Source organism: Mesorhizobium sp. GW821-FHT07A06, assembly GCF_059419085.1.
The window spans coordinates 26,248-52,379 of record NZ_JBWKRC010000012.1; the positions used below are offsets into that span (position 1 = coordinate 26,248).

A 26,132-nucleotide genomic window follows, 5' to 3' on the forward strand; every position below is an offset into this window, starting at 1 on the left:
GGCGTGCTTGTCGCCACCGCCTTGGCCATCCTGCTGGCCGGCTGCAGCCAGGATGTCGCTAGCCTTCCCAAGCCGCCACCGCAGGAGCCGACGGTCGCGTCGGTTGCTTACTTCTGTTCGATGGGGCTGCTTGAGCATGGCGGCCCGAAGGGGCAGGCGTTCTTTGCAGGCAAATCCGAGCCGGTTTGGTTCGCGTCCGTGCGCGACGCCATTGCCTTTTCGATGCTCCCCGGGAAGCCGCAGGATGTCGTCGCCATCTATGTCAATGATATGGCGAAGGCCAGAAACTGGGATCGCCCCGAGGCGGGAGCTTGGGTCGAGGCGCACGACGCCTGGTATGCGATCGGCAGTGACTACAACGCCGGCATGGGTGGCAAAGAAGCCGTGCCCTTCTCCGATGAGAAGGCCGCCCGGTCGTTCACGGCGTCGCGCGGCGGAACGGTCGTCCGCTTCGATGAGATCCCGGAGAAATACATCCTTGAAAGTGACGATGACGTCGCCGAAGTTTCGGCCGGCCAAGCCCTGACGTCCAAGACCGCGGTGAAGCAATGACAGAGCCTTCGACAATCCTGCGCAACGGAATCAAACCGGACGGCGAACTGGCTGGCCCGATAACCCGACGTCGCTTCATCCGTATCGGCGGGGCGGTTGCAGGCTTGAGCCTTGCTGCGCTTGGGGCGGGCTTTGTCCCATCTGGCCGGGCCTCACCATTGTTCCACGAATGGCGCGGTGTCGCGCTCGGCGCCGATGCCTCACTGCGGATATACCATCCCGATGCCGCCGAAGCCGAGCGCCTGATCGCAGATTCACTTGCCGAGGTGCATAGATTGGAGCGTGTGTTCAGCCTCTACGACGGGACCTCCGCGCTTTCCCGGTTGAACCGCGAGGGCGAGCTGGCCGATCCGCCCCAGGAACTCATCGAGCTTCTGGCGACAAGCGAGCACTATGCTCGCGCAACCGGCGGCGCCTTCGATCCGACCGTGCAGCCGCTCTGGGCCCTCTATGCGAAGCACTTCAGCGCAATCGGCGCCGACCCGAATGGTCCGGCACCATCCGACATCAGAAGTGCGTTGGCCAAGTGCGGCTACCCGCGGGTGACCGTCGACTCGGGAAAAGTGGCGTTCGAGCAATCCGACATGGCGATGACCCTGAACGGCATCGCGCAAGGCTACATTACCGATCGCGTCGCCGAGCTTCTGCGCGCTCGTGGGGTCACGCACACTTTAGTCGATATGGGGGAGACCCGTGCGCTCGATGCTCATCCAGCGGGGCGGCCCTGGTTGATCGGGATAAAGGACCCCCGAGCCGAGGAGCGCCTCTTTGCGACGCTTGCCGTCGACAACCAGGCCATCTCCACGTCAGGCGGCTACGGCACAGAATTCGACCCAGCAGGGAGATTCAATCACATCTTCGATCCCGCGACGGGTCTGTGCGCGAACCGCTATCTCAGCGTCTCGGTTATTGCACCGACCGCTACCTGCGCGGACGCGCTTTCGACCGCCTTTTCCGTTATGCCCGTAGACCGCGCAGTTTCCGCTCTCAAGGCTCTCGGAGCAACGAGGGCCTGTTTTGTTTTGGCGGACGGGTCGATGGTAGACCACAGCGCCTGACATTTGCCACGTAGGGCTGGGCTATGCGCATGCGCGTTCCCGCCTTTGCTGGTTGCGGTGCACGGAAGTTTTGAGGGAATTGCTATGAACTCGACGCCAGACAAGCCACAACCGGATTGGGATCCCCGATCCGATCAGGTCCTTTCCAACCAGATCAAAGCCTATGACGCCATGCGTCGCCGCTGCCCGGTGGCGTATAGCGACTATCTCGGCTGGTCGCTGTTCCGACACGAGGACGTGGTGCAGGCACTGGATGACTACCGTACGTTCAGCAGCGTCGTTTCCAGTCATCTATCGGTGCCAAGCGGCATGGACCCGCCCCAGCACGCGGCATACCGCCCGCTAATCGAGCGCCATTTCGAGTCCGAGCGCGTGGCAGGTTTCGAACCGCTTTGCCGGACGATCTCAGCCAATCTCGTCTCCGGCCTGCAAAGGGGCATGGAAATCGATCTGGTGACGCAGCTTGCCCAGCTATTCGCAGTGCATATCCAGTGCGCCTTTCTCGGCTGGCCTGCGAGTCTGCATGAGCCGTTGCTTCTGTGGGTCCGCAAGAACCATGAGGCCACCTTGGCCAGAGACTCGAATGCAATGTCCGACATCGCGCTCGAGTTCGACGGCTATATCAGCGAATTATTGGAAGCGCGGCGTGAGGCCGGTGCGGACGCGCCAGATGACATCACGACGAGTCTGCTCCGGCAAAAAATCGGGAACAGGCCGCTGAACCACGAGGAGATCGTAAGCATCCTGCGTAATTGGACGGTCGGCGAACTGGGCACAATAACCGCCTGCGTGGGGATTCTGGGCCACTATGTTGCGGAAAACCTGCAGGTTCAGCAACAGCTTCGAGAGAATTTGCACGTGCTGCCCGCCGCCATCGACGAGATATTGCGGATACACGCACCGCTCATTTCCAACCGGCGGGTGACGACCAGGCCGGTGGAAATCGGAGGACGCTGGATTGCAGCCGGTGAGCGGGTCACTCTCATGTGGGCGTCTGCCGATCGCGACGAAGCGGTCTTTGGCAACTCCGACGAATTCCGCCTCGATCGTGATGCTACGCAAAACCTCCTCTACGGCGGCGGCATCCATGTCTGTCCGGGCGCGCTTCTGGCCCGACTGGAACTACGCGTCGTCATGGAGGAACTGCTGAGACCGACCCAGCAAATCGCGCTGGTGCCCGGTCGGCAGCCCGCAATCGCGACCTATCCGGCCAGCGGGTATTCCATGCTGCCCGTGCAAATATCGTAGTTCCAATTCGCCGAGCTTTGCAAACAGGCCCACCGCGAAACCCGAGGCCGAAAGCCCTTTGATGGCGCATCGGCGTATCTGGTGTGATTCGCGTCCGCCGCTGACATCCCTCCGCTTCTGGCCATTCGCTCTCCTCTCAAGCCATTTGATTATAAGTTGGTCTGAAACGACCAGATCCCAACAGCGCGGCTCGCCTCGCGACGGACGACCGCTCGTCCAGCCTCACTCCAAAGGCGAAGGATAGATCCGTCGGATTGTCCGGGCAGCTTGCGGTCCTCGCTCGGCCACTTGGAGCAGGCCCGTCCGCCTAGCCAGCGATTGCAGCGGCAATGTCAGTAGCCGAGTTGAGGGGACAAAAAATGGCGGCACAAGGCGCCGTGCAAACGCCAGCAAACTATCTCGTTTTCTACCGCCATCCGAGAGGTGCGAAACGCGTTGGGCGTCGGCTACAGCTGACGCGGCGACGCGACACATCGAGCCGCAGGATCTTCATGGATAGAGTACTACGGGATGCCGAGGAATGGCGATGGCGAATGCGCGAAGCGCCTGCCTTGGATGCGCTTTCCAGCGCGAATGCGGCGATTGGCTGGAGCGCGACAGCGATCTTGCCCGGCTCTCCGAATTCTGCTCGAACGCCGGGTTCTTCAGGGAAAGCATACTAGGCGGGCAGTCGGCCTGACCGCGGTCTTTGCGGCATTCCGCAGCAAAAGCGCTATTTCGCCGGCAATTGGATCACCGAGCATATCTCGAGATATCGGCAGAACGCGTTGGCAAGCTGGATCTGCCGCGGTGTTTTGCACTCGGCCTCGAAAACCTCCGGTGACGCAACGAGGATCGACAGGCATTTGGCCCGTGACGTCGCTACGTTGAAGCGATTCAGGCTGTAGAGGAACTCCATGCCTCGTGGAGCGTCTGCGTGCGATGACGAAGCCATCGAATAAATCGCGATTGGCGCCTCCTGACCCTGAAACTTGTCCACCGTACCGACCCTTGCTCCGGGTAGGCGTTGCTGGATTTCGAAGACCTGCGCGTTGTACGGCGCGATGATCAGGATGTCGTTGAGGGTGATAGCTGCCTCTTTGCCATCCCGGTCGATCCAACGTGTATCCGACTGCAGCACGTGATCGAGGAGGCGATGAATGGCGTCTGCCTCTTCAGGTGAGGAATTCTGATTTCCACTGTGCGTGATAGGTATGTACCTCAGGCCGGAACCGTTTATCGGACCGCTTGAGATAATCTGGCCCTCAAGGCCGGGCCGTGACCTCAGCTTGCCCTCATAGAACAGTTCCGAAGTGAATGCGCAGAGGTCCGGATGGAGTCGCCACGTTTCTTCGAGGAAGAGGCCCTGGTCAGAGGCGATCGTTTTCCCCCCATCAAGGATATGGTTCAGGGCAGACACATCGGTTCCGTCGGGGTGACTTCCCTGCATCGGTTGATCCAGCTGCTGAGGATCGCCAAGCAGCACAATCGTGTGCGCTGCCTGCGAAACCGCCAGGACGTTTGCGAGGGACATCTGTGCCGCTTCGTCTACGACGAGAATGTCGACGGATGCAAACGCATCGGCCCGTGACCAGAGAAAACTCGTCCCTCCGGCGACTTTGCATATGCCGTTCAACGCTCCATACACGTCACCATTGCTCTTCGCGAAAACCAAGCGGTGCTGATTGGATTCCAGCTCTTTCGGCTTCACGATGCAAGTCAGGGCGACGTCTAGTTCGTCGGCCGCCTCAATGACCTTGTCGATCAGGTTCCTGATGACCTTGTGGCTGTTTGCGGTGATTCCGACGGTCTTACCTTCGCGAACAAGCGTGCACACCATCCGCGCGCCAGTGTACGATTTTCCGGTGCCAGGGGGGCCTTGTATCGGGAAGATGCCGCCGTCGAACAGCGTGGCCACCCGCATCGCCGCAGCCAAGGTAGTCTCCCCATCGGTCTTAATCGGCTCACCTCCCAGACGCGGCGCCAGACGCAGCAGCAGATCGCGCGCCGCGCAATATGGACCTTTGCCAGCCAGCCCATGGTCCGCCACGTATTCGCCGATACGCACGAGGGAATTGGCCTGTTCATCAGAACCGAAATTCTTGGAGCCGTAGATCGCCTGGGGATGAACAGCGACGGACTTGCCTGCCTTCTTGATGTCGACCGTACGGTTCTGCTGCGATACCGCAACAGCGGTTCCAATCTTGTCGCCGCCGACGTTGTGCAGGTCGTCCTCGACACGAATGTCTGTTTCCTGCGGGATAAATGAATAGCGGTGCGTCGGCAGCTTTCCGGCCCCAGGGACTTCGCCGAGGAAGGTTAGGCCCGACAGGCCGCTGCGTTCATCCATCAGCTCTTCAGCGGACAGATCGCGAAGACGAAAGAATTCCCACCACGTCGCCTTTGCCTCGCGCCGATGCCAATCGAGAATGTTGGCGAGTATCCAGCGCGCGTGCTGCTCGGCGTCGCGCTCTTCCGGATCGGCTGGAACGTCCGCGGTCAGCCTTTCAATCAGCGGGCCGATCTTTGCGAGCCATGCCGTTACGTTTTCGCTCGCCACTTCGTCGCCGGGCTGGGGCCGGGCAATGATTTCACCATCAGAGATCGCCTGTGAGCGGAGTATTTCCAGCCAGTCGCGAAGAAACTGCGTCGATACGCAGTCGTCGCGATTGTAGCTCTCGACCACCGATCGGTCTTGGTCGCGAATTTTGTCGGGGTGTCCGAGTTCCAGGCTTGACTGGAGACTCAGCAATGCAACGTTTGCCTCCTGAAGCGCTGTTTCCCGCGTGAACCCATAAAACGGTTCCAGTCTTTTGATCGAATAGCTCTCAACGCTGGCGCGAAGGCCGTTGCGGACAACGCTGTAAAGATCGACGAACAGCTTCGACCGCAGCATTTTGTCGAATTCTTCTTCGCGTGTCGCGTAGCGACCCATTAGGCGTTTCAGAGCCCCAGGCTCGTAGGGTGCGTAGTGGTAGACGTGCAGTTCCGGATACGTCTCCCGACGGTTGGTTGTGAAGTCGATGAACGCTTCGAATGCGAGCTTTTCGTCAGCGCGGGAGAAAGCCCAGTGACCTACGTAACTCCATTCGCCTGCTTCATTTCTGAATCGATACCCAAAGAGGTATTCGAGCCCATGCTCGCCCACGAACGGATCGCCTTCCAGGTCAAGGAAGACATCTCCGTCCGAAGGTTCCGGAAGGCAAGACAGTCCGAAGCCTGGTTCGACAGGAAGGAGCTCGAAACCGAGGTTTCCGCTGGCTCTCGCCTCCACCTGCAACCGCGCTTGCTCGCGGACGCGCTCATAGGAATGGGCCGAGCCGCGCTCGGGCTTCCATTGTAGGGGCAGGGGCATATGAGCCAGCGTTTCCATCGCGCCGACGCCGCGGGTTTTCAACTCGTTGATCTGTACCTTGGATATCCCGGCAACGAGACACAGGTGATCGTCAACTCGGCGTTGCTTGTCGCATTGCGTACTCCAGCGACAAACATCGCAGTGACTGTTGGGGTCCGGATAGGTATCGGAGCCGACCGCTGAATCGACGGTCAGCTCAAGCCCGGATTTAGCCCTGCGATAGAATGCGCCGTAATCGGTGAAGCGATACTGCTGTGGCCTAAAATCCGCCCATGGCGGAACCACGTGCATGAGCTCGGGTACCAGACCCTGAGCGCTGGCGAGCAGATCGGAATAGAGGCAAAGCTGGAGGACGGTACCCCCCTTTGTCTCGCGCGCCAACTTGGTGTCGACTGCCTCGTAGGACCAGGGTCCAAGCGCTGACGGTGTCTCAACGCGGAGAAGCACGTCCGTTCGACCGCTCCACCGTCCGCTCAATAGAGCTCCTTGGACGATGGCAGGCGTTCCGGCGCGCATTGCATCCAGTGTCTGTCCGGCGGTCGCCACCGTGATGTCGACGCCTTCAATGCGCACCGCGTCGAGGCCTGAATTCTTCAGATGGTCGATATACGCTTGCTCGTGAAGCGCACCTCGTTCCCGAAGGATTTCAAGAAACGGATCGTAAGAAGCTGGCTTGGCCAGCGTGCCTTGAGCGACTGCCAAGTCTAGGCCAGTGAGATGGCGGCAATTCAGATGGCCGACCAAGTCGGTCGCACTCAATTGGATTCCATGCCCCGACTGTCTCATGAAACGAGCTCAGAGAAATCGGCGCTTCGACGAAATGAAGAGAGCGGCTCGCCGATGATCTTTGTCGCTGTCATGACAAGAACGCCGAGTTCTCGACTGTTGTGCGTAACACTTGGGAAAATAGAAACCGAGAGCACTTCACTGGAAAGTACCTGCGCTGCCGAGGAAGAGGGCGATGGTGCCACCGATGCTGCTCCTTGTCATGTGTCTGGGCCGCCGATGACCTCCGGGCGCTTGCAAGGGGAATATCCCATCTGCCACAGTCGGGGTTAAACAAGCCACGAAGACGAAAATAGCGGTCGATACGGACAAAGTCTTTTGTATTCATGGAGGCGACAACGGCGCGGTGGGCGATCGCTGTCGCTGCGATCGCGAGGTCTTGCCCCGGCTTCTTAGCGTTCCTGCAAGGCACCCAAAGGTCCTGCAAAGCAGGAATCAACGTCATGTCTGCATAGACTTGGGCAACGGCGGCATCCATCGCAAGAAACATCACATCGGACTCCAGCAGTGATTTCAACCATTTCGCAAGGCTGGCAGCCCGTGATTCATCCTTAGACTTGAGCATGGAAATTCCCCTCTGTATTTCAAATACCGCGCTGAAAGGAATGGCGATAGGGGCGCGAAGACTGCCGACCCAGTCAACGACCTTCGGATTGGGCCGCTTGTGGGCCAATGCGCTCAGCACGTTCGTATCGAGCACGTACATTGTCGATCGTGGGCTCACAGGAACTGTCCGTGGTGTTAAAATGACTGGACTCATATTTAAGAGTCACCGGCAATCCGTTAATGGGCCGGACGGCAGGAGGTTTTGCATGGGGCGTGCTCCCCGCGATCAGGCAGTATCGAGCAAGAGAACCAGAGTCTGGAACGTGCGCGAAGCCCGCGAACGGTTCGATGACCTTCTCGCGGCGGCGGCGCAGAACGGACCCCAGACCGTCCGCGACAACCGGCTTGTGTTCAAGGTCACCCTTGAACGTGCTGGATCGTCGCCTGTTGCGAAAGGCCTTCTCACGAAAGGGGGGCCTCTGGAAACTACGGACGTTCTGGAAGAGTGAGTTGCGGGTCAGGTCGTGTCATTGCAGCCGCGTTTTGGAAGCCTTTGCCGAGCTACGGACCCGATTGATTGAGAGAGCGTTTGGTTCCATTTCAATATGAGTCGGGGGCAGTAGTTCGCTTGTCCTGGCAAGACAACATGCATGAGTCCAACTGTAGCCAGTGAGAAACCGGGCCAAGAACGATCTCGGATTACTTGACTGCCCTGACAAAAATCGATCGGTCCTTCAAATTTTATCGACGTTTTTGATGCCGCCGAAGGGGATTGGCATCCACAAGTCCGTTCGCAACCGGAGAGGGGCAACGTGGACTTTAACGAAACTCAGTCATACGAAACCGCGGTCGACCGGCCGGAAGGCACCAGGGCGGCACTAGTTGATACCCAGAGCGAGCGACTACACGCGATCAAGGAGCGTGTACGCGCGCGCCAAAAGGCAATGACTAAAGCGTTTCTCGATATCACGGTGGAGTTCGACGCCGCTCGCAACGAACTGCCGAAATCGAGGCTGAAGGCATTCCTCGTATCCGAGTGCGGCCTGAACAAAAGTGATTTCAGGACCTATCTGAAATTCTCCGAAACCCTGGGCGCTCATCGCGAGACGATCATGAAAGGAGCAGTTTCCTTCGCCGCCGTCAAAGCTCTGGTCGCGGCCCCGACAGCCGTCAGGGAAGAAGTCGTCGAGAGGATCGCGCTGGGAAGTTTCATGCATTCAAGCGACATCGCGGCAATCAAGCGACGCCATGCCGACGATGCAAAGGATCCTCATGTCGAGCAGGAACGCCGACGCCGGAAGGCATTGCGTTCGGCGGCGGAGTTGAAAGCGCAGTCGGAAGTCGAATCCTTCGGGAAGCAGTTTCTGCCGTTCGCGCAATCACTCGTCGATTTCTACAACGACGGTTGTGACGATGCCTGCACACGCGAATCTTTGATCACCAAGCGCTCTTCCTTAATGCAGGGAGCTGGCGATTGCCTTGCGCGCTTCGAGGAGCTTTTCGATGCCGCAGCGCTGCCGGCCCCGTGGGAATACAATTACCAGGGCAATTCCGACGAAGCCGTTTGGCTTGCTCGGGCGCATGACAGCCTGAAGAGCTTGGCCCTGGGAGAATTCCAGTCGGTCGATCCGGACAGCGGCAACCCATACGATACCAGCCACGATTTCCTCGACCGCGCAGTGGCGGAAAGCGTGATTTGGATTTTCAACGACAACGGTATTTCGAAAGAGCAGTTGAAGCATAGGAAATTGCCTGCCGTAGCCGCAAAAACGGTGATCGACCCTCCCTATCGACTCAGCTCGATTGAGATTTGCGCTGGTGCGGGAGGCCAAGCGCTCGGGCTCCACGCCGCGGGTTTCGATGCCGTCTGCATCTACGAGCAAAACAAGAATGCAGTTGCAACGCTGAAAGCCAACCGGGCGCTCGGTCCAGTCCGTCAAGCCGACATTGCGAATGTGGAATTCACGCGCTATCGCGGAAAGGTCGATTTGGTCGCTGGCGGCGTCCCTTGCCAGCCTCACTCGAGCATGGGCTTGCAGAAGGGTCATGCGGATGACCGCGATCTCTTTATGGAAGCGGTGCGAATTGTCGGCGAGGTCGAGCCAAGAGCCTTTTTCTACGAAAATGTCGAAGGGTTCGGCTTCAGGGCGAACTCGAACTACCGTGCGGAACTTCATAGGAAATTCAAGGAGCTTGGTTACGACACGCAGGTATTCAGCTTCGCTGGTAGCGACTACGGATTGGCTCAAAATCGGCCCAGGGTAGCATTTGTCGGATTTCGGGATATCCCGATCGGCCGATTCCGTATGCCGCCCAAAGTTCCGGAATGGAGAACCACAGTCGGCGAAGCTCTGATCGATCTCGTGGCCGCAAACGGATGGGAGGGCGCGGAAGAGTGGGCCAAGAACAAGGCAAACAAGATTGGGCCGACCATTGTCGGAGGGTCCGAACAATCCGGAAGGCTGGCGTTCAGCGCCAATTTACGGAAGCAGGCTTGGCTGGACCTCGGAATCGACCCCTTGGGCCTCGCAAAAAGCGCCCCGTCGGCGGACCATCCGAAAGATTCGCCGTTTCGTTTCACGATGAAAATGGGCGCTCGGCTTCAGGGTTTTCCGGACGACTGGGTGTTTTGCGGCTCGCAACACGCGCAAAAACGTCAGATTGGCAACGCTTTGCCGCCAATCATGGCGCGGGCGGTTGGCCTGGCGATCTACAGTGCGCTTACCGGAGCGACCTTTGACTATGCACAGGCCCTGCAGTCGCCGCTACCTGCCCAGCATCACGGTAGGCTGAAGCTCAACATGCTTGCACGGGTAAGCGACCTACTAGATACCGTTCCAGATCATTGCTGAGAACGTCCTCGCATTAGGGGCATGATGCTGAAGCATTTGGATGGCAGCCTCCATAGCCATCCCAATGTCAACATTGGCCGTCGAGTTGATTGTTGCAGGCTTCCTGGTTCGCTGCTGAGCGGCGAACCATCAGCAAAAAGATTCGCAGGGTATGCCGTCGCTGTCGCGATCGAGCTTGCCACCCCAGGAACAATTTTCCAGATACCACCGGGCCTCATCACAAGAGCTGATTTGCGAACAAGTCAGCCGCGGTTGGCAAGACCAGCTTTGCGCAATTCGTGAGAACGAACTTCCTTTTATTAAAGTCGATCTCAGCAATTGCTTATTTTGCCAGAGTGGCGGAGAGCTACTGCCGGACAAAAGGCACATAGCCACGATGAACCAAATTGCTAATTCCTTCACTGTTCCCCCAAGTAGCTAATAAATCGACGCGCCCATCTGAGCACTCAGTTCCGGCTAACCTCGTCCCAAGTTTGGGTAGAAATCCGATCGCCGCCAACCGGCAGACCAGTTTATGCATTCGTCGTCGATTGCCCCAAATCGCGCCGCGCAGAGTTCAGGTCCGCTTCCACCGAAACTTCGGCGCCGCCATGATCAATTCTTGGCTGATGATTTCGCCTTCGTGACCGACAATCATGGTCAACTCTCGATCATGACAACGGAAGGATAGGCGGTATCTGCCCTCGTCTTCGCCAATGCCACGCTCAACCCGCCCCTTGATGCCACCGCACTGCATCTGCCTCATGAAATACTCGACAGCGAACTTCATCGCTTGAGCAGCCACCGCGGCATCGATCTCAGGCGTGCCATCTGCCCATCTGACCGAAATCATCCAAACCTCCAGAAGGCATCCCGTCAGACCTTGGTCCGGTATGTTGTCGCGAGCCGTCCGATTCGCGCAACTGGTCACCATCAATGGATTTCTGAACCACGCGTTTCACGATTAGCTCAACTTTACTGCTGCAATCGGATGGTTCTTTGCTCTGTCGCAAGCAAAATCCATTTCCAGGCATCGGAACCGCTAGAGCGGGTCCACGGATAGACAATCCAGCAAAGAGGGATACCCCTCCCGCGTGACGCTCACATCCCCATGGTTCTGGGCTCCGCCCTGAGCCCTGACCCCATCGCGGTTCAATTTGCGCGAGCGCAAAGAACAAACATCCCATGTCCCATATCTTCTCTCTCAATCGACGACCACCGAGATTGGAGACTGACATGTCCACGCGACGCGAGGCGCCCTTCGGAGCAGCGATTGGCGCGCCGTTACGATGCCAGCAAGAGAAATGAGGCGAAAATGAAAATAGATTCCGAGAGTAAAGAATTGATCGAAGAATGGCCAACCCTTGTATTCAGCATCGAAGCAGCAAGCGGCGCAAAGGCGGACAATACGTTGCTCCCCATGCTTATCGCCGGGCTCGCCCTAATTGTCCTGGGCGGCGTGGTCGTCATGGCCTTCGTATAGAAAACGACGTCTGATGCTGTCTCTTGGCGATATGCCCGTCGCAGCGATTGCGATAAGTGCTGGTATGTCCGAAATTTGCGGACATCATCATATCGATGACTGGCGATGAACGGCTCAGCCCTGTCTCGCTGGACCATGGCATACTTTGCTGCCGCGCTAGCTTTCCTGATCGCGGCACAAGCGCTAATGATCGCCGGCTTCGGTTTTCCGACCGTTGCCGTGGAGGCTCCAGAAACGCTTGTGATCGTCCACATGATTACAATCGGTTGGCTCAGTCTGTTGATGTGCGGGGCGTTGCTCCAGTTCGTACCGGTGCTCGTTGCGCAGCCCCTTCACGACGATTCACTGGCTTTGCCCGCGTTGACCTGTTTGCTTATTGGACTGTTCTGCTTGCTCACCGGTTTCCTACAGCTTTCAGGCGCGATCGACGTCAATGTCCCCGTTCTCGCATTGGCGGGTCTCTTCCTTCCGGCTGGCTTTTCGTTGATCGTATGGGTGCTCGGGCGGACGTTGTGGAGCGTCCGGCCATCTAGCCTGCAACTGCCCGCACGTTTCGTGGCCGGAGGACTAGCCAGCATAGCAGTCACCGCCACGTTGGGTGCTTCGTTTGCATTTGTGCTTTCAGGCCAGGCGCCTGGATGGGCGGCTTTCGATCTGCGAACACTGGCTCTTCCCATCCATGTGACGGTCGGGCTGGGTGGCTGGCTCGGCCTCACGTCAATCGGCGTCAGCTACCGCTTGCTGCCGATGTTCATGCTTTCCCCGGACAGCGAACGGACCAGCGGGCATTTGGTCTTATGGACTGGTGGGGCGGCCTTGGGTTTGATTGTTCTGGAAGGACCTTTCGAAGCTGTTTCTGGAATAACCGCGTTGCCCACCGTTCTCGCGGGCTTCCTGGGCATCATAGCGACAATCTTGTATGGCGTTGATCTCGTGTTCTTTTATCGCAACCGCAAGCGACGCAAGATCGAGCTGAATAGCAGTTCGGCGATCGGCGCATTCTCTGCCCTCTATCTGTCGATTCTGCTTTTTGCCGCGCTGATGGCAACAGGAACGTTCGCCGAACATCTGAGCGGGATTGTCTATCTCGTAGCTTTCGGTTGGCTGACGGGGCTGGGACTTTCGCAGCTCTACAAGATCGTGCCGTTCCTGACTTGGCTCGAATGCTACGGACCGGTGATGGGCAGGAAGCCGACGCCGCGCGTTCAGGATCTCGTCGTCGAAACCCGCGCCAAGTACTGGTTCTCACTCTATTATGTCGGAGTACTGGCCGGAACTGGCGCGCTTCTGGCCGACGCGCCTGTCCTGTTCCGCATCGCCACAACCGTGACGTTGAGCGCCACCGCAGCAATCGTCGTGGAGCTTGTTCTGGCGCGCTGCCTTGTCAACGTTCCGGCTGCCTTACGCATGCCCGACGGGACGTCGCGCCCACGTCTTTTCCTGCCATCCTGACGCCAAAGAGGAGATTCAAATGAGTCACCCGCATTACGACCTCGATGTCCGGCCGATCCTTCGCGAAGGTGGCGAGCCCTTCACCGCCATCATGGAAGCAGTCGCCGCGCTGGCTCCCGGTCAAAGCCTGCGCTTGCTCGCTTCCTTCAAACCTATTCCTCTGTTCCAGGTGCTTGGTGCAAGAGGGTTCGAGGTTTCGTCCCGCGAGATCGGCAATGGCGATTGGGAAGTGATCTTCGCGCCCGCCAATACATTGTCGCCAGAGCCCGAACAAATCCAACGAACGTCACGCCCCGCCAGCGAAGACGACTGGCCCGAGCCAGTCATGGAACTTGACAACTGCGATCTCGAGCCACCGGAACCCATGGTCAAGGCGTTGGAAGGAGTCGAATCCTTGACGGTCGGCCAAACCATAGCCGTGCTGCTACCACGTGAACCGGTGTTCCTGATCGATGAACTCGAGGCGCGGGGTCATCGCTGGCGAGGTGCTTTTGAACCCGAAGGGCAGTATCGCATCGTCATCCGATCATGTGGACCAGGACTGCGGAAGTCATGACCGACAGGCAAGACGAGACACGGGCGACTGGGGTGCGGGAAGCGCTTCGCATGGTCATCGATCCCGAGCTTGGTGAAAATGTCGTCGATCTCGGACTGATCTACCAGGTTTCGGTGGGACATGACGGGACGGCGCACATCGAAATGACGACCACGACGCGTGCATGTCCGGCCACGGGTTATCTCAAGGACGCCGTACAGTCGGCGGCTTGGAACGTGACCGGAATCCACACCGTCGAGATCCTGCTCACCTACGAACCGCCGTGGACGCCCGAGATGATGAATGGTGGCGCCAGGCGCCGTCTTGGCTTGGTCGAAACAGGAAGCCATGCATGAACGGGAAGCAACGAAACAAGCCAACGATCGTCGTCGACGGCATGCCGCTGTCGAGGGTGCTTGATGAGAAGATGATCCGCTGGGTCGTGCACGGCTTTTACGAGGAAATCCGTCGCGATCACCTCCTCGGTCCGATCTTCAACGCCGCGATCCCACCTGAGGCATGGCCGGGTCATTTGGCGAAGATGTGCGACTTCTGGTCCGCAACGCTGCTGCGAACCTCCCGCTATGAGGGCCGGCCGCTGCCGCCGCACCTGACGATATCGGGCCTTGGCGAGGCGCATTTCCGGCGCTGGCTGGCGCTGTTTCGAGCCACTGTGAAGCGCGTTTGCCCGCCTGAAACCGCAGCGCTGTTCATGGCCCGGGCGCTGCGCATTGCCCACAGCTTCCGCCTTGCAGTCGCTTTCAACCGCGGGGAGGATACCATTCACGTAAAACCAATCCTCGAGGAAAGCCTTTACTCAGACAGAGCTTCAGAGTGATCGCAAAGCCCATTTGACCATCTGGGAGATCGTCCTTCCGGCCACTGACGAGGCTCTCTGCCCGTCATTCGTGCACCAGGCTGCGGGAACTGGTCATCTCCCTCTTTGTTCCAGCGCAACGATCATCTTGCAACGCGGCTGCATGTTGTTCGCATTGCAACGCGGACAAAAGGTATGAAACCTCGATTCAGCGACGATGTCACGATGGACGCAATCATGCGCGAGTGGCCGGCAACCATCCGCGTTGTTCTTCAGCATGGCATGCTTTGCGTCGGTTGTCCGATAGCTGCGTTCCACACCGTTTCCGAAGCGGCGCGGGAGCACGGGCTGAACGAGGAATCACTTCGTTTCGATCTGCATGCCGCTATCAAGCGAACCGAAGCTGATTAGTTTTTCCCAGTCCGCCCTTCAACGAGTACGAGCAGGCGGTGAGGTTCAACAACGGTCACCTTCTCGCGCCCGCTTTTGACGAGCCCTTTTTCCTCCCAAGATGAGAGCAGCCGGCTCACCGTATGCAGCGTCGTTCCTGTCATCTCGGCAATATCCTGCCGTGAGATCGGGAAGTCGATCATGATTCCTTCATCGGTCTTCCGGCCTGTCTGCTTGACCAGCTTAAGCAGCGCGTGGGCGACGCGCTGATCCACCTGCTCGGTGGACATTTCGATGACGCGCGTGTGGGCGTCCTGCAGCCGCGTGCCCACGGTCTTATAGGTGTTAGCACCAAAATTGGGGAAAGCTTCCGCAAATCTTGGCCAAAGGTGGCCTGGCCATGCAAGCACAACGCAGTCGGCGGCGGCGATTGCGCTGGCTGGATACGTGGTGCGGCCTATCGCGTGGGCGATGCCCAGTAGTTCGCCAGGGCTGATATATCGTACCGTCACCTCCTGGCCATCGGGTGTTGTTTTGATGACGCGGACATGTCCGTCGAGCAGCAGGAAAAAAGACTGCGCTTCCTGCTCCTGCTCGAACACGGGTTGGTCCTTGGGTATCCGTAACGACCGGGCTTGGCCGATCATAGAATCGAGCTCGGTGGGGGCGATACCTTCAAAGGCGGATAGCCCGGCAATCAACGAGCGATCGAGGCGGCTCAACTGCAGTGCCTTTTCCAAAGCTTTACTGAGATCATGAAAGGCATTCCGTATCTGTCGAACCGCACAATGTCACAGCCAGCCGACTGGCGGCAAGTGGCGCACACCGCGGCCTTTTTGTTTCTCATTTGTTTGCGCTGCAGCAAACTTCTCAGGTCAAGGTAGCCTACAAGAACGAGAGTGGTGAGTTCCGCCGAGAACTTTAGCAGGGAAGTTAAGATCATGGGACACGCAATCGTAGTGGCCGCCGCGCTCATGGCATCGATGTTGGCCAGAGGTGCACAGGCTGCCGATCACCAAGTCCAGATGCTTAACAGAGGCGCGAAAGGCGTGATGGTCTTTCAGCCTGACTTTGTCCAGGCTGCGCCCGGCGACACCGTCACTTTCGTGCCGACGGACGAGGGTCATAATGCAGAAAGCATCTGGGGCATGATCCCGGACGGTGCAAAGACCTTCAAGGGCAAGGCGAGCGACCAAATCACCGTTACGCTCGACAAGGAAGGTGTCTACGGCGTGAAGTGCGCACCCAACTATGGAATGGGCATGGTAGCGCTGATCGTGGTCGGCAAGCCGGTCAATCTGGCGCGGGCAGCGGGTGTCAAACAGTCGGGCAAGGCGAAGAAAGTGTTCAAGACCCTGTTGGCTCAAGTTCAGGTCGCCAATTAGGTTGTGTAAATCTCATTCTGAAAATCAACAGAGCTCTGCAAGCGGACATTAGACCGCCAGACTTCCTCCTTTTTGAAATGCATTTGATGGCAATTCCTCGCACCCGACCAAGCGCTTATCCGGCGGTTCTGTCTTACGGTTTCCGGCCGTTCTTCCTGCTCGGCTCTCTGTATGCCGGAGCAGCCATCCTTTTCTGGCTGCCGTTGTTTTACGGCCAGATCACAACCTCCAGCGTCTTTCTGCCCGTTGATTGGCATGTCCATGAGATGCTCTTTGGCTATTTCGCGGCAATCATGACGGGATTCCTGCTGACGGCCATCCCGAACTGGACCGGACGTCTGCCTGTGCAAGGCCTGCCCCTGCTAGCGCTCGTCTTGCTGTGGCTTGCAGGTCGGCTTGCGGTGTTCTTTTCAGCTGACACCGGCTGGGTCGTCGGAGCCGTGGTCGACTGCGCATTTCTCCTGGCGGTAGCAGCCGCCGCCTCGACCGAAATCATCGCGGGCCGAAACTGGCGAAATCTGAAGGTGCTGCTGCCGGTTGCCGTGCTTTTGGCGGCCAACGTGATGTTTCATGCCGAAGCGCACTACCACGGCATCTCGGACGTCAGCCGGCGGCTCGGCCTCGGGGCTGCTGTCGTCCTCATAATGATCATAGGGGGACGCGTTGTTCCCAGTTTCACCCGGAATTGGTTGGCGCGCGAAAATCAGGGACGTCTGCCGTCCCCGTTCAGCCATTTCGACGCAGCAACGATCGCATTGTCCGCGACCGCATTGGGGGCCTGGGCCTTCTTTCCTGAAAGCAACGTAACTGGCGCAATGCTGATCTCCGGAGCGGTCCTAAACGTCATGCGGCTTGCGCGCTGGGCTGGTGATCGCACGCTCCGCGATCCGCTGGTGCTGATCCTGCACGTAGCGTTCGTCTTTGTGCCGATCGGTTTTCTGCTGGCCGGACTTGCCGTCGTCCTACCGGAGACCGTTCCTTCCGCGGCGGGCATTCACGCGTTCAGCGTAGGTGCGGTGGCATGCATGACGCTCGCCGTCATGACCCGAGCCACCCTTGGGCATACAGGCCGTGAATTGCGGGCGGGCATTGGCACATGCGCGGTCTTTGTCGCGATCGTGCTCGCGGCCATCCTTCGCATCGGTGCCGCGTTCGTGCCTGCGGAAGAAGTGCTTCTCCATATGTCGGCGACGTTGTGGGTGGTGGCCTTCCTCGGATACGCGGCTCTGTTTGGCGGTATGCTCGTTCAACCCAAATTACGTGCGCGGCAGCCGAACAAAGCGGCTTCATGACGGACGGACCGCATCGTATCCAAAGGAAACGGAATACGGCTGGCATGTTGGGATTGCGAATCCGAAAATCCTGTGATCTTCGAGCAGCGCGATGACGAAGGTCGGAATCGGATACTAATCGTGCGGCGATTCTAGCGGCCGTTCCTCAAGATATCTCAAAGTGGCCAAGCGTTTGATGGCCGTCGCTGCAAGGATTTGAGCTCGGTCGCGGTCGGCCTGAAATGGAAGGCTTTCCCCCGCATTGAGGTAAGATTCAGCCAGGAGTTCGCAGAGCGCATCCAAGGATTCCGGCGATTGGTTGCTAATTGAATTGCTCGATCCAAGCGGACTGCCAGTGAGTTGTTTTGCAAGGTCTTCTGCCTCTGTCGCCAAACAGCTAAGCACGGCCTTGTCATGTTTCCCTCTAAAAGCCGCAAACGCGTTCAGCCGGATCGCGATCTGTTCTTCCATGTTTGCTAGGTCGCCAGAGGTGACAAATGTCGCTTCGGCGTCACGACGGGAAGAGAATGCGCGCCGGCGTTCAATTCGCAGAACGCGAGCATGTTCCAGTTCCTCGCTAGCCATCTCCTCGGAAGCGGACCGGACCTCCATTGAAGTCGCATTCGCAGCGACGTAGGACCAAAAGGCAAAAGCGCGCTCTTCATTTCTCACTGCCATCGCGAACAAATGGTAAGCATCCACAAGTTCCGGCGAGACCACGGCCGCATCCTCGTCGTCGAAAACATCTTTTGGCGCCCATCGGAGCTGCCTCAGATCCGGATCGTTGCCGTCGGATTTTCGGGACCAGCGAACGACGTTTTCGATATGCCCTGTTTCCTCCCTGACTAAGCGCTCGAAAACCTCCGCCACTCTCGCCTGACCGTTATCGCGCATTCGTTTCGCCAGTTCTGCGTACTTCTCCGCAGATTCTGTCTCCATAGCGAATGCGATTGCCATAAGTTCGGCCATCGACCTGACAGCCGCCGCCGGCTCTGCCTTCAAACGGGACATGACTCTTCTCCGATGCCAATTTTTTGACAGTAGGCCAACTGCCTCAAAGTTGTTTGCGCTGCGTCAAAGAACTCTCGTCCAGCAACACCCGACATGTGCGCCAAAGGTCGCTGGCGGACTCGGGAGGACATCTCCCTTCGATCCTGACATCCCTCGCTGTCTAGTCCGCGCCTACCTATGCCGCAGGAAGCCTGTACTGATCGATACGGGGAATTCGAAGGCGTCCGCCGCTAGCACCATCTCCGCGGCACCCCGAACGCTTGGATATGCCTACCTCGGCTCCGATTCTCGATCGCTGTTGGCTATTCGAGAAAACCGATCGGAATTCCTGTGAGCATTGATCCTGTAGGCATTGTCCACGGGATCAAGTTGGTCGAGCACAAGAAACCCGATTGTCTTTGTACGCAAGCCGCAGACGAAGGTCCTCGCGGCACTCAATTCGCTGATCGGCAAAGGACCTCAGTCCTGGTCGGCTGTGCGAGTCTGAGCGTCGTCGCGCGGGAGGCCGCGACGATTGATGCGCCGAAGACCGCGTTCGATTTGATGGGTTTGGACAACATTGTTGGTGCGATTGAATGATTAGATGACGTCGAAGCCATCAGACGCCAGCATGTGGCACATTAACCCTAGCGGGGACTACGGAAACGGACAGCGATGGCGCTTCAGGCGGCCCTGCCATGGGCCCGCGGCGATTGTTCCAGATAGGTGTCGAAAGCGGAAGCGGCGGCACGGACAAAAAACGGGTACTCCCTGCGCACCCGAATGAGGCCTTCCGTCACCTCCAGCACTCCGTCATTTGCCATTGCCTGGAGGCGCCCTCCAGTGTCGAGTATCGGAGTGGGATCGAAGTCGAATTGAGAGCAGATTGCCGGAACGTCGACTTCGAAATCGCACATCAGCCGCTCAATGATCGCGCCACGGATTCGATCTTCAGCGGTGAGCCGATAACCCTTCGAGGTCGCCAGCCGACCGGAAGTTGTGTGCCGCGCGTAAAGACCGAGCGCAACCTCGTTCTGAACGTAGCCATTGTCGGTTCTGCCGATGGCCGAGGCGCCGAGACCGATCAACGTTTGGCAAGTATCAGTCGTATAACCCTGAAAATTCCGGCGGAGTGTTCCGGCTTCCTGCGCTCGCATGAGATCGTCGGTCGGCAAAGCGAAGTGATCAAGGCCGATTTGCCTATAGCCGGCGGCCGTAAGCACATCGGCGATCGCACGTGCCTGATCATTGCGGTCCATGCTGTCCGGCAGAGCCGTCTCATCGATCATGCGCTGGTGCTTTTTGAATGTGGGAACGTGAGCGTAGCCGAATACAGCGAACCGGTCCGGTCGCATGGCGATGGCGGCGATCGCTGTGTCGACGCATGAACGCACCGTCTGGTGCGGGAGACCGTAGATGAGGTCAAAATTAATTTTCTCTACGAGATTTCTGCGGAGATGGTGCACCGCTTCAGCTGTGATCTCTTCACTTTGGATACGATTGACCGCTTTCTGCACCAAAGGATCGAAGCTCTGGACGCCGAGGCTGGCTCGCCCGACGCCTGCATGCCCCAATGTCTGAGCCATGTCAGACGTCAGCGTGCGCGGATCGATCTCGATTGCGATCGCAGAAGTTTCGTTGAATTCAAACCGGTGGCGCAGGAGATCCATTATCGCCACAAACTCTGCCGGCTCCAGGATCGTAGGCGTGCCACCGCCAAAATGCACCTCGTCGATGCAAAGACGTCCGGGCACGTGATCGGCTACCAAGCGAATCTCCTCCCGTAAGACGGCGAGATAGTCGAGAATCGGCTCGTCCTTTTTCGTAATCGTAGTGTGGCAACCGCAGTACCAGCACATCGATCGGCAGAAGGGGATGTGAAGATAAAGCGATACTGGCTCACCTTTAGGAAGGTTCGCCAGCCAGTCGGCATAAGTGCCTGGACCCACGGCGGGCGAGAAACGCGGAGCCGTTGGGTAGCTGGTATAGCGGGGGAGGCGGGCATCGCCATATTTTCTCAGGATGGATGATTGCAACGGAACTTTCCTGCTCAGTGTATGGAAGGCCAGTCATGCTAACCGTTCGCCCGCACGGCTCTTTGCGAAATGGCAACAAGCGGCAATTTCCCGATGTGATCAGGATTCGCGGAGTTGTTTGCGTTTCGACAAATAGGCTGCCTGATCACGGGGGTAAGTTTTCGCGCCGGGATCGATCATCGCCGCCGTCTCTTGGCTCCATCCTTTCAGGCGGCCGGGAATCAATCGACATGGCAGACCCAGAACTCGCATCGACGCCTTTGATCGACGTGCGGACCATCCCTCCGATAGATCGCCACGCGAGAGTTTTCGGGGTCGCGACTGCACTGACAGAGGGGGCTTCTTTCATCATAGTCAACGACCACGACCCGCGGCCTCTGCACTATCAGATCGAGGCCAGATATCCTGGCGTATTTTCCTGGGAGTACCTTGAACGGGGGCCTGACGTCTGGCGCGTCGAAGTCGGCAGACGGCAATCGTCTGGCTGCGATTGTTGCTGCGGCAGCTGATGACCAGCCCAACGTCCGGCAGCACTTTGCAGGCATTCTTGTGCATCGCCGATTGGTCCGGTCGCCGCCGTCCAGTTCAAACCTTCGAAACATCAAAGGCGAGGGGGCCTCGCCGTGAGAATGTCGCTGAAGGTTAACGATCAGCCGATCGAGACGGAAATTTCGCCAATCTCGCGATTGAGCGGGTTTCTTCGCAACATCCTTGGTCTGACAGGTGTCAAGGAAGGCTGTTGCGAAGGCGAGTGTGGCGCCTGCACGGTGCTGCTGGATGGCCAGCCGGTCGATTCCTGCCTGATGCTGGCATTTCAAGCCGCAGGGCGCGAAATCACCACCATCGAGGGACTCTGTCGGAGCGGCATCACCGATCTGCAACAGGCATTCTTGGAGATGGGTGCCGTGCAGTGCGGTTATTGCACGCCGGGGATGGTGCTGGCAGCTGAGGCACTCTTGCGCGCCAATCCCACCCCAGGCGAAGCCGAAATCCGACATGCGTTGGCAGGAAACATCTGCCGATGCACAGGGTTCGAGACGATCGTGCAAGCAGTCGCTACCGCAGCTGCCTCGCGCCAGGGGGCAGGACGATGAACGCGCTCGCGGTCGCCACGCCTGTCGATTTGACCGAGTTGCGGGCGACGCTCGCCGCGGACGCTGGGCCGGTGCGTTTCGTTGCCGGAGGGACCGACATGCTGATCTCGGGTCGGCCGTTGCCGGAAACCGGACTGCTGGTTGATCTGGCGCGCGTAGCGGGCATGGCCTTCATTGACAGCTGCGTTGGGGACGTTCGCATTGGAGCTGCCACCACTGTGGCAGCCCTCGCCGCAGACCAGGGACTGAGAACACGACTCGCCGCGCTGTGCGAGGCTGCCGCTCAATGCGGCTCCGTGCAGATACGCAACCGCGCCACTATCGGCGGCAACATCGCCAATGCCGCTCCTGCCGCCGATTTAATACCCGTGCTGGTCGCCGCAGGGGCGCGGCTGGCGTTGCTCCGGCGCGACGGGACACAGTGCGAGATCGCGCTAGGTGAATATACGCAGATCTCCGGTCAGTTAATCATGGAAGTGATCCTGCCGGAGAGCTGCCTTCTACCGCGAAGTGCCTTCGTAAAGCTCGGATCCCGGCAGGACATGACTATCTCACGCCTCAATCTCGCGTTGCTGGCTGAGTTTCGGAATGATCATTTCGGCCTCGTACGGATGGCAGCTGGCGCGGTCGGTCCCGCCCCTGGCCGACTGCACCTGGCCGAGGCGGCGCTTGCGGGCCGCAAGCTGGAGGCCGCCACGTTGCACAATTTCATTTCGGCATTGGTCGCCGAGGTCGACACGGCCATTCCCGGACGGACCTCGCGGCTCTACAAGCGCCGCGCGATCGCAGGATTGGGGCTTGACCTGATCGCACAGGCCGTGGGGCTGAGCCCGCGTGACCGGCTCTTCGAGGATGCAGCGCAATGAACCAGATATCCCGCCGTGTGCCACTCGTTGACGGCGTGGCCAAGGTCACGGGCGCACTGCAGTTCACGGCGGATTTGAATGTTGAAGAATTGCTGTACAGCGCGCTCGTTTTGAGCCCGCGTCCTCACGCCCGCGTCGCCCATGTCGATGTCACGTCCGCGTTGGCGGTCGAGGGCGTACATGCTGTCTTCTGGCATGAGAATACGCCGCAGCACCACTACAACAGCTCGATCTGGTTCGCCGGGCAGGAGGCGCTGGCGGACGAGCGAATGTTCCCTCCGGTTGTGCGCCACGTAGGCGACCGGGTGGCGGCTGTGGTTGCGGACACGGAGGAGATCGCGCGCCACGCTGGGCGGCTGATCTCAGTCGAATATGTGGATCTCCCTGCAATATTTGATGCTGAAGCCGCGCTCGCTCATGCCGGACCGGTGATGCATGACGACGGCATTCCCACTTTCATGAACCCCGTGGCCGAGGAGAGCTTCACCCACGGCGATCTTGATGCCGGATTTGCCGCCGCCGACCTGATGGTGGAAACACGCGTCACAACTCCGCGCAGCCATCATTGTGCGATCGAACCCCACGCCTGCATCGCCAAGCCCGAACCCGATGGCCGCATCCTGATTCTTTCACCTTGTCAGAGTGTCTTTGCCGTGCAGGCAGTCGTCGTCCAGGCACTGGGAGTGCGGCAAGATAAGATACGCGTGGTGAAGACGCCTATCGGCGGCTCCTTCGGCGGTAAGGCCGAGCCGATTCTCGATCCGTTGTGCGCATTCTTTGCGCAGATGCTGGCGCGGCCGGTGATGATCCGCTACGACCGGCATGAAACCTTCATCGCGACCCGTACGCGGTCAAGCGTCACGGGTTGGATGCGGATCGGGCTCAGCTCCGATGGCCGTATTCTGGCGCGCGAGACCGAGACGCTGGTGGACATAGGCTCCTATTGCACGGGGGGCAACTACCTGCCCAGCTCGATGCTTCAACGGCTGGTCCGGCTCTATGACGTTCCTGCCGAGCGCTTCAGGGGCCGCGCAGTCTACACCAACACTGTCCCCGCGGGCGCTTTTCGCGGCTACGGCTCGCCGCAGATACACACGGTGGCCGAGATCACGTTGGATATAGCAGCGCGGCGGCTTGGCATGGATCCAGTGGCGATCCGCCTGAGGAATCTCATCAACCCCGGCGCGATTGAACCCTGGCAGGGGCTCGACGTCGGTAACGCCCGTGGGAGAGAATGCCTGATGCGTGGAGCCGATGCCTTTGGATGGAAGGCACGCAGACAGCCGGGCGCCGGGCGAGGGCGGTGGCGGAGAGGAGTGGGGGTGGCTTCAGCCACTCATATCAACGGCTGCTATCCAGGTTTTCACGAGGAGACTACGGCGACGCTACGGCTCCTGCCCGACGGCCGAGCGGAACTGGTTTGCGCTCTCCATGATCTCGGCTGCGGGGCGGATACCACTCTCGCGCAGATTGCGGGCGATACGTTGGGTTTGAGGGCATCAGACATCGTCATTGTTCCTGCAGACACCGACAGCTGTCCCTACGATCTCGGCACACGCGCCAGTCGCATGACCTATATTTGCGGGGAAGCGATTCGGCGTGCAGGGATAGCGCTAGCGGAGGCGATCCGGACCGCAGCAGTGCTTGAGTTGAATACAGAAGTCAGAGGTTTGCGGCTGGAGGGGGGCGCAGTACGCCGCCCGGACGGCTCGGGACTGGCGCTCTCCGACCTCGCTGCTCGTCTGGGCGCACGGGGGGAAGAGTTACCCGCGGCGACCGAAATCTATCGCGCCCAGGCCAACCCAGGGTCATACGCCGCGCATTTTGCGGAAGTGGAAGTGGACAGGCTCACAGGCCGCGTGCGAGTCACGGACTATCTTGCCGCCCACGATGTCGGTCGAGCGATCAACCCGATGCTGGTGGAAGGCCAGATCCACGGGGGAATCCAAATTGGTATCGGATATGCCCTTTACGAAGATGTTGCGATTGACCCGGTCACTGGTCGGATGCGTGGCGACAGCTTCAGCCGCTATACCTTGGCCAATGCCTCTGAGATGCCGCCGATGCGTGTGCTGCTGATCGAAGAGGGTGAGCCGACCGGTCCGTTCGGAGCTAAAGCCGTCGGCGAGATCGCGACCATTCCGGTTGCGGCGGCGGTGGTCAACGCCGTCAACGATGCCCTGGGCACCGAACTGACAGATCTGCCGCTTTCGCCAGAACGCGTCCTTGCCTCGGTGGGTTGAGAGGGCGGCAAATGGGAAACACTGCGCAGCGCTGTCGGGTGCAACTCTCGGAAGGTTATCCGTTTCGAGTTGGCCAGACGCAGCCCACTTCCCGTGGCCAACATAGAACATTCGTTGCCAGCATAGCAATTTGAATTGCGTTAAAGTAGCTAGATGAGGATACCGACATGCCCATCAATCAGGCTGTTGTATTGCTAGGATTTCGAGAGGCGAAGGTTTTTTTACTTAAAGGATTTATGAAAAATGACGTCGAGATCAGGTTTATTCACGATCGTAGCCTGATAAGAAGCTGCGATGGTCAGAAAGGGAAGGGCACTGAGAGGCACGATTTCTTTCGCGACGTCGTTCGCTCTCTGGACCGCAGCTTGGAATGGTTAATCTTAGGAAATAGGTCGAGCTGTTTTGGGCTGCTCATGTACATTTGTCATCAGAATTTGGAAAGTCGCGTCGTAGGAGTGGAGCCGATAGATATGCCCACTGACGCGGATGTGCTTTCGCGCGCACGTGACTATTTTGCGAAACACGACGAGGTTGTTGCTTGGCAGCAATTGGCCGAACATGGTTCGGACTGCTGAGAGAAGGTATCGATCGCGAAAATCGCCACTCACCGAAACTGTGCTCCAATTTTCGCCCCCCGCCAATCGCTTCGCCACCTAGCTACGTGCCTCTGAAGGCCCTGTCGCGCGAGATCATCCGAACAACGCTGGATTCGGTATGATTGGCGCTGCTCCAATCAGTTCGAGGCAGTACGGCACTGCAGGAAAGACGGCGTCTAGGCACACATCGATCGAGGCTGGCTTACCTGGCAGATTTATAATCAGCGAACGGCCGCGCACTCCTGCGGTCTGTCGCGAAAGGATTGCGGTGCGCACATGCCGCAAGCTGGCCTGCCTCATGATCTCCCCAAAACCAAGAAGCTCCTTGGTGATGACCTGCTGCATGGCTTCGGGAGTCAGATCCCGAGGAGAAGGACCGGTTCCTCCAGTTGTGAGGACAAGATCGACCCCGTGCTGGTCGCAAAGCTCGATAAGCACATCCCGGACGCTCTCCAGTCCGTCTGGGACAATGCGGCGGACGAAATCACAGGGTGTTGCCAAGACATCGCGAAGCCAGTGCTCGATGGCGGGGCCGCCAAGATCTTCGTAGTCGCCGCGGCTTGCACGGTCCGACACCGTGACGATTGCAATCTGAGGCATTTTTCCGTTCGATCGTCTT

28 protein-coding genes are annotated in these 26,132 nt (G+C 58.8%); 20 read left to right on the forward strand and 8 right to left on the reverse strand.

Features of this window, described 5'->3' with window-relative positions; translation table 11 throughout:
* Positions 1–3 precede the first annotated feature (3 nt).
* From AC07SZ_RS28380 to AC07SZ_RS28395, 4 genes are all read left to right on the forward strand, one after another.
* Positions 4–552 (forward strand): nitrous oxide reductase accessory protein NosL, encoded by a 549-nt coding sequence (locus AC07SZ_RS28380; RefSeq protein WP_244493955.1) that lies wholly within the window; start codon positions 4–6, stop codon positions 550–552.
* Positions 549–1,610, forward strand: a complete 1,062-nt coding sequence (locus AC07SZ_RS28385) for an FAD:protein FMN transferase (protein ID WP_494916869.1) — start codon at positions 549–551, stop codon at positions 1,608–1,610. The genes AC07SZ_RS28380 and AC07SZ_RS28385 overlap by 4 nt, the downstream gene beginning before the upstream one ends.
* An 84-nt stretch (positions 1,611–1,694) precedes the next feature.
* Positions 1,695–2,858 (forward strand): cytochrome P450, encoded by a 1,164-nt coding sequence (locus AC07SZ_RS28390; RefSeq protein ID WP_494916871.1) that lies wholly within the window; start codon positions 1,695–1,697, stop codon positions 2,856–2,858.
* A 526-nt stretch (positions 2,859–3,384) separates the two neighbouring features.
* A complete protein-coding gene (locus tag AC07SZ_RS28395) occupies positions 3,385–3,537 on the forward strand; it encodes a DUF6455 family protein (RefSeq protein WP_494916873.1) in 153 nt (50 codons plus the stop codon).
* 33 nt (positions 3,538–3,570) lie between these two features.
* Here the strand turns inward: AC07SZ_RS28395 and AC07SZ_RS28400 are convergent, their stop codons facing one another.
* The gene (locus AC07SZ_RS28400; protein WP_494916875.1) at positions 3,571–6,936 is read right to left on the reverse strand and encodes a TM0106 family RecB-like putative nuclease; all 3,366 of its coding nucleotides are present in this window, start codon (positions 6,934–6,936) and stop codon (positions 3,571–3,573) included.
* A gap of 112 nt (positions 6,937–7,048) precedes the next feature.
* Complete coding sequence (locus AC07SZ_RS28405; protein WP_056566828.1) at positions 7,049–7,684, reverse strand: PIN domain-containing protein; 636 nt, start codon at positions 7,682–7,684, stop codon at positions 7,049–7,051.
* Positions 7,685–7,790: 106 nt separating this feature from the next.
* Here AC07SZ_RS28405 and AC07SZ_RS28410 point away from each other — a divergent pair, with 106 nt between their 5' ends.
* Positions 7,791–8,033 carry a hypothetical protein gene (locus AC07SZ_RS28410; protein WP_056566825.1) on the forward strand — a complete coding sequence of 81 codons (243 nt, stop codon included), beginning with the start codon at positions 7,791–7,793 and terminating at the stop codon, positions 8,031–8,033.
* 303 nt (positions 8,034–8,336) lie between these two features.
* Complete coding sequence (locus AC07SZ_RS28415) at positions 8,337–10,376, forward strand: DNA cytosine methyltransferase (RefSeq protein ID WP_056566823.1); 2,040 nt, start codon at positions 8,337–8,339, stop codon at positions 10,374–10,376.
* A gap of 129 nt (positions 10,377–10,505) precedes the next feature.
* Here the strand turns inward: AC07SZ_RS28415 and AC07SZ_RS28420 are convergent, their stop codons facing one another.
* Complete coding sequence (locus AC07SZ_RS28420) at positions 10,506–10,745, reverse strand: excalibur calcium-binding domain-containing protein (protein ID WP_082582547.1); 240 nt, start codon at positions 10,743–10,745, stop codon at positions 10,506–10,508.
* A 187-nt stretch (positions 10,746–10,932) separates the two neighbouring features.
* Positions 10,933–11,208 (reverse strand): DUF6522 family protein, encoded by a 276-nt coding sequence (locus AC07SZ_RS28425; RefSeq protein ID WP_156394355.1) that lies wholly within the window; start codon positions 11,206–11,208, stop codon positions 10,933–10,935.
* Between the two features lie 420 nt (positions 11,209–11,628).
* Between AC07SZ_RS28425 and AC07SZ_RS28430 the strand changes: the two genes are divergently transcribed.
* The 6 genes from AC07SZ_RS28430 (at position 11,629) to AC07SZ_RS28455 (ending at position 15,053) form a co-directional block, all read left to right on the forward strand.
* The gene (locus AC07SZ_RS28430; protein ID WP_156394354.1) at positions 11,629–11,838 is read left to right on the forward strand and encodes a hypothetical protein; all 210 of its coding nucleotides are present in this window, start codon (positions 11,629–11,631) and stop codon (positions 11,836–11,838) included.
* Positions 11,839–11,943: 105 nt separating this feature from the next.
* A complete protein-coding gene (locus tag AC07SZ_RS28435) occupies positions 11,944–13,290 on the forward strand; it encodes a hypothetical protein (protein ID WP_494916876.1) in 1,347 nt (448 codons plus the stop codon).
* A 19-nt stretch (positions 13,291–13,309) separates the two neighbouring features.
* Positions 13,310–13,846, forward strand: a complete 537-nt coding sequence (locus AC07SZ_RS28440) for a DUF2249 domain-containing protein (protein WP_494916877.1) — start codon at positions 13,310–13,312, stop codon at positions 13,844–13,846.
* Positions 13,843–14,181, forward strand: coding sequence for a metal-sulfur cluster assembly factor (locus tag AC07SZ_RS28445; protein WP_056566810.1), 339 nt, complete (start codon positions 13,843–13,845; stop codon positions 14,179–14,181). The genes AC07SZ_RS28440 and AC07SZ_RS28445 overlap by 4 nt, the downstream gene beginning before the upstream one ends.
* 41 nt (positions 14,182–14,222) lie before the next feature.
* Positions 14,223–14,663, forward strand: coding sequence for a group III truncated hemoglobin (locus AC07SZ_RS28450; protein ID WP_244493949.1), 441 nt, complete (start codon positions 14,223–14,225; stop codon positions 14,661–14,663).
* A gap of 174 nt (positions 14,664–14,837) precedes the next feature.
* Complete coding sequence (locus AC07SZ_RS28455) at positions 14,838–15,053, forward strand: DUF1858 domain-containing protein (RefSeq protein WP_056566804.1); 216 nt, start codon at positions 14,838–14,840, stop codon at positions 15,051–15,053.
* Here AC07SZ_RS28455 and AC07SZ_RS28460 read toward each other — a convergent pair.
* Positions 15,050–15,754 carry a Crp/Fnr family transcriptional regulator gene (locus tag AC07SZ_RS28460; RefSeq protein ID WP_056566895.1) on the reverse strand — a complete coding sequence of 235 codons (705 nt, stop codon included), beginning with the start codon at positions 15,752–15,754 and terminating at the stop codon, positions 15,050–15,052. The genes AC07SZ_RS28455 and AC07SZ_RS28460 overlap by 4 nt on opposite strands.
* A gap of 219 nt (positions 15,755–15,973) precedes the next feature.
* Here AC07SZ_RS28460 and AC07SZ_RS28465 point away from each other — a divergent pair, with 219 nt between their 5' ends.
* Together AC07SZ_RS28465 and AC07SZ_RS28470 are read left to right on the forward strand one after the other, a co-directional pair.
* On the forward strand, positions 15,974–16,417 hold the full coding sequence (locus AC07SZ_RS28465) for a pseudoazurin (protein WP_494916879.1): 444 nt from the start codon (positions 15,974–15,976) through the stop codon (positions 16,415–16,417).
* A gap of 86 nt (positions 16,418–16,503) precedes the next feature.
* Positions 16,504–17,709 (forward strand): NnrS family protein, encoded by a 1,206-nt coding sequence (locus AC07SZ_RS28470; RefSeq protein ID WP_494916880.1) that lies wholly within the window; start codon positions 16,504–16,506, stop codon positions 17,707–17,709.
* Positions 17,710–17,823: 114 nt separating this feature from the next.
* Here AC07SZ_RS28470 and AC07SZ_RS28475 read toward each other — a convergent pair whose 3' ends face one another.
* Positions 17,824–18,699, reverse strand: a complete 876-nt coding sequence (locus AC07SZ_RS28475) for a ferritin-like domain-containing protein (RefSeq protein WP_494916882.1) — start codon at positions 18,697–18,699, stop codon at positions 17,824–17,826.
* Between the two features lie 330 nt (positions 18,700–19,029).
* Between AC07SZ_RS28475 and AC07SZ_RS28480 the strand changes: the two genes are divergently transcribed.
* A complete protein-coding gene (locus AC07SZ_RS28480) occupies positions 19,030–19,278 on the forward strand; it encodes a hypothetical protein (RefSeq protein ID WP_056566794.1) in 249 nt (82 codons plus the stop codon).
* Between the two features lie 83 nt (positions 19,279–19,361).
* Here the strand turns inward: AC07SZ_RS28480 and hemN are convergent, their stop codons facing one another.
* The gene (gene hemN, locus AC07SZ_RS28485) at positions 19,362–20,714 is read right to left on the reverse strand and encodes an oxygen-independent coproporphyrinogen III oxidase (protein ID WP_494916884.1); all 1,353 of its coding nucleotides are present in this window, start codon (positions 20,712–20,714) and stop codon (positions 19,362–19,364) included.
* A 230-nt stretch (positions 20,715–20,944) separates the two neighbouring features.
* Between hemN and AC07SZ_RS28490 the strand changes: the two genes are divergently transcribed.
* The 5 genes from AC07SZ_RS28490 to AC07SZ_RS28510 all read left to right on the forward strand — a co-directional run bounded on the left by AC07SZ_RS28490 (position 20,945) and on the right by AC07SZ_RS28510 (position 25,492).
* The gene (locus AC07SZ_RS28490) at positions 20,945–21,223 is read left to right on the forward strand and encodes a DUF2249 domain-containing protein (RefSeq protein ID WP_082582546.1); all 279 of its coding nucleotides are present in this window, start codon (positions 20,945–20,947) and stop codon (positions 21,221–21,223) included.
* 120 nt (positions 21,224–21,343) lie between these two features.
* Positions 21,344–21,808: a (2Fe-2S)-binding protein gene (locus AC07SZ_RS28495; RefSeq protein ID WP_056566788.1), complete on the forward strand. Its 465-nt coding sequence runs from the start codon at positions 21,344–21,346 to the stop codon at positions 21,806–21,808.
* Positions 21,805–22,674, forward strand: a complete 870-nt coding sequence (locus AC07SZ_RS28500) for an FAD binding domain-containing protein (RefSeq protein WP_056566785.1) — start codon at positions 21,805–21,807, stop codon at positions 22,672–22,674. The genes AC07SZ_RS28495 and AC07SZ_RS28500 overlap by 4 nt, the downstream gene beginning before the upstream one ends.
* A complete protein-coding gene (locus AC07SZ_RS28505) occupies positions 22,671–24,917 on the forward strand; it encodes a xanthine dehydrogenase family protein molybdopterin-binding subunit (protein WP_056566781.1) in 2,247 nt (748 codons plus the stop codon). Before AC07SZ_RS28500 ends, AC07SZ_RS28505 begins: the two co-directional genes overlap by 4 nt.
* A gap of 167 nt (positions 24,918–25,084) precedes the next feature.
* A complete protein-coding gene (locus tag AC07SZ_RS28510; protein ID WP_056566778.1) occupies positions 25,085–25,492 on the forward strand; it encodes a hypothetical protein in 408 nt (135 codons plus the stop codon).
* A gap of 114 nt (positions 25,493–25,606) precedes the next feature.
* Here the strand turns inward: AC07SZ_RS28510 and mog are convergent, their stop codons facing one another.
* Entirely contained in the window at positions 25,607–26,113 is a 507-nt protein-coding gene (mog, locus tag AC07SZ_RS28515; RefSeq protein WP_494916887.1) for a molybdopterin adenylyltransferase, read from the reverse strand.
* Between the last annotated feature and the right edge of the window lie 19 nt (positions 26,114–26,132).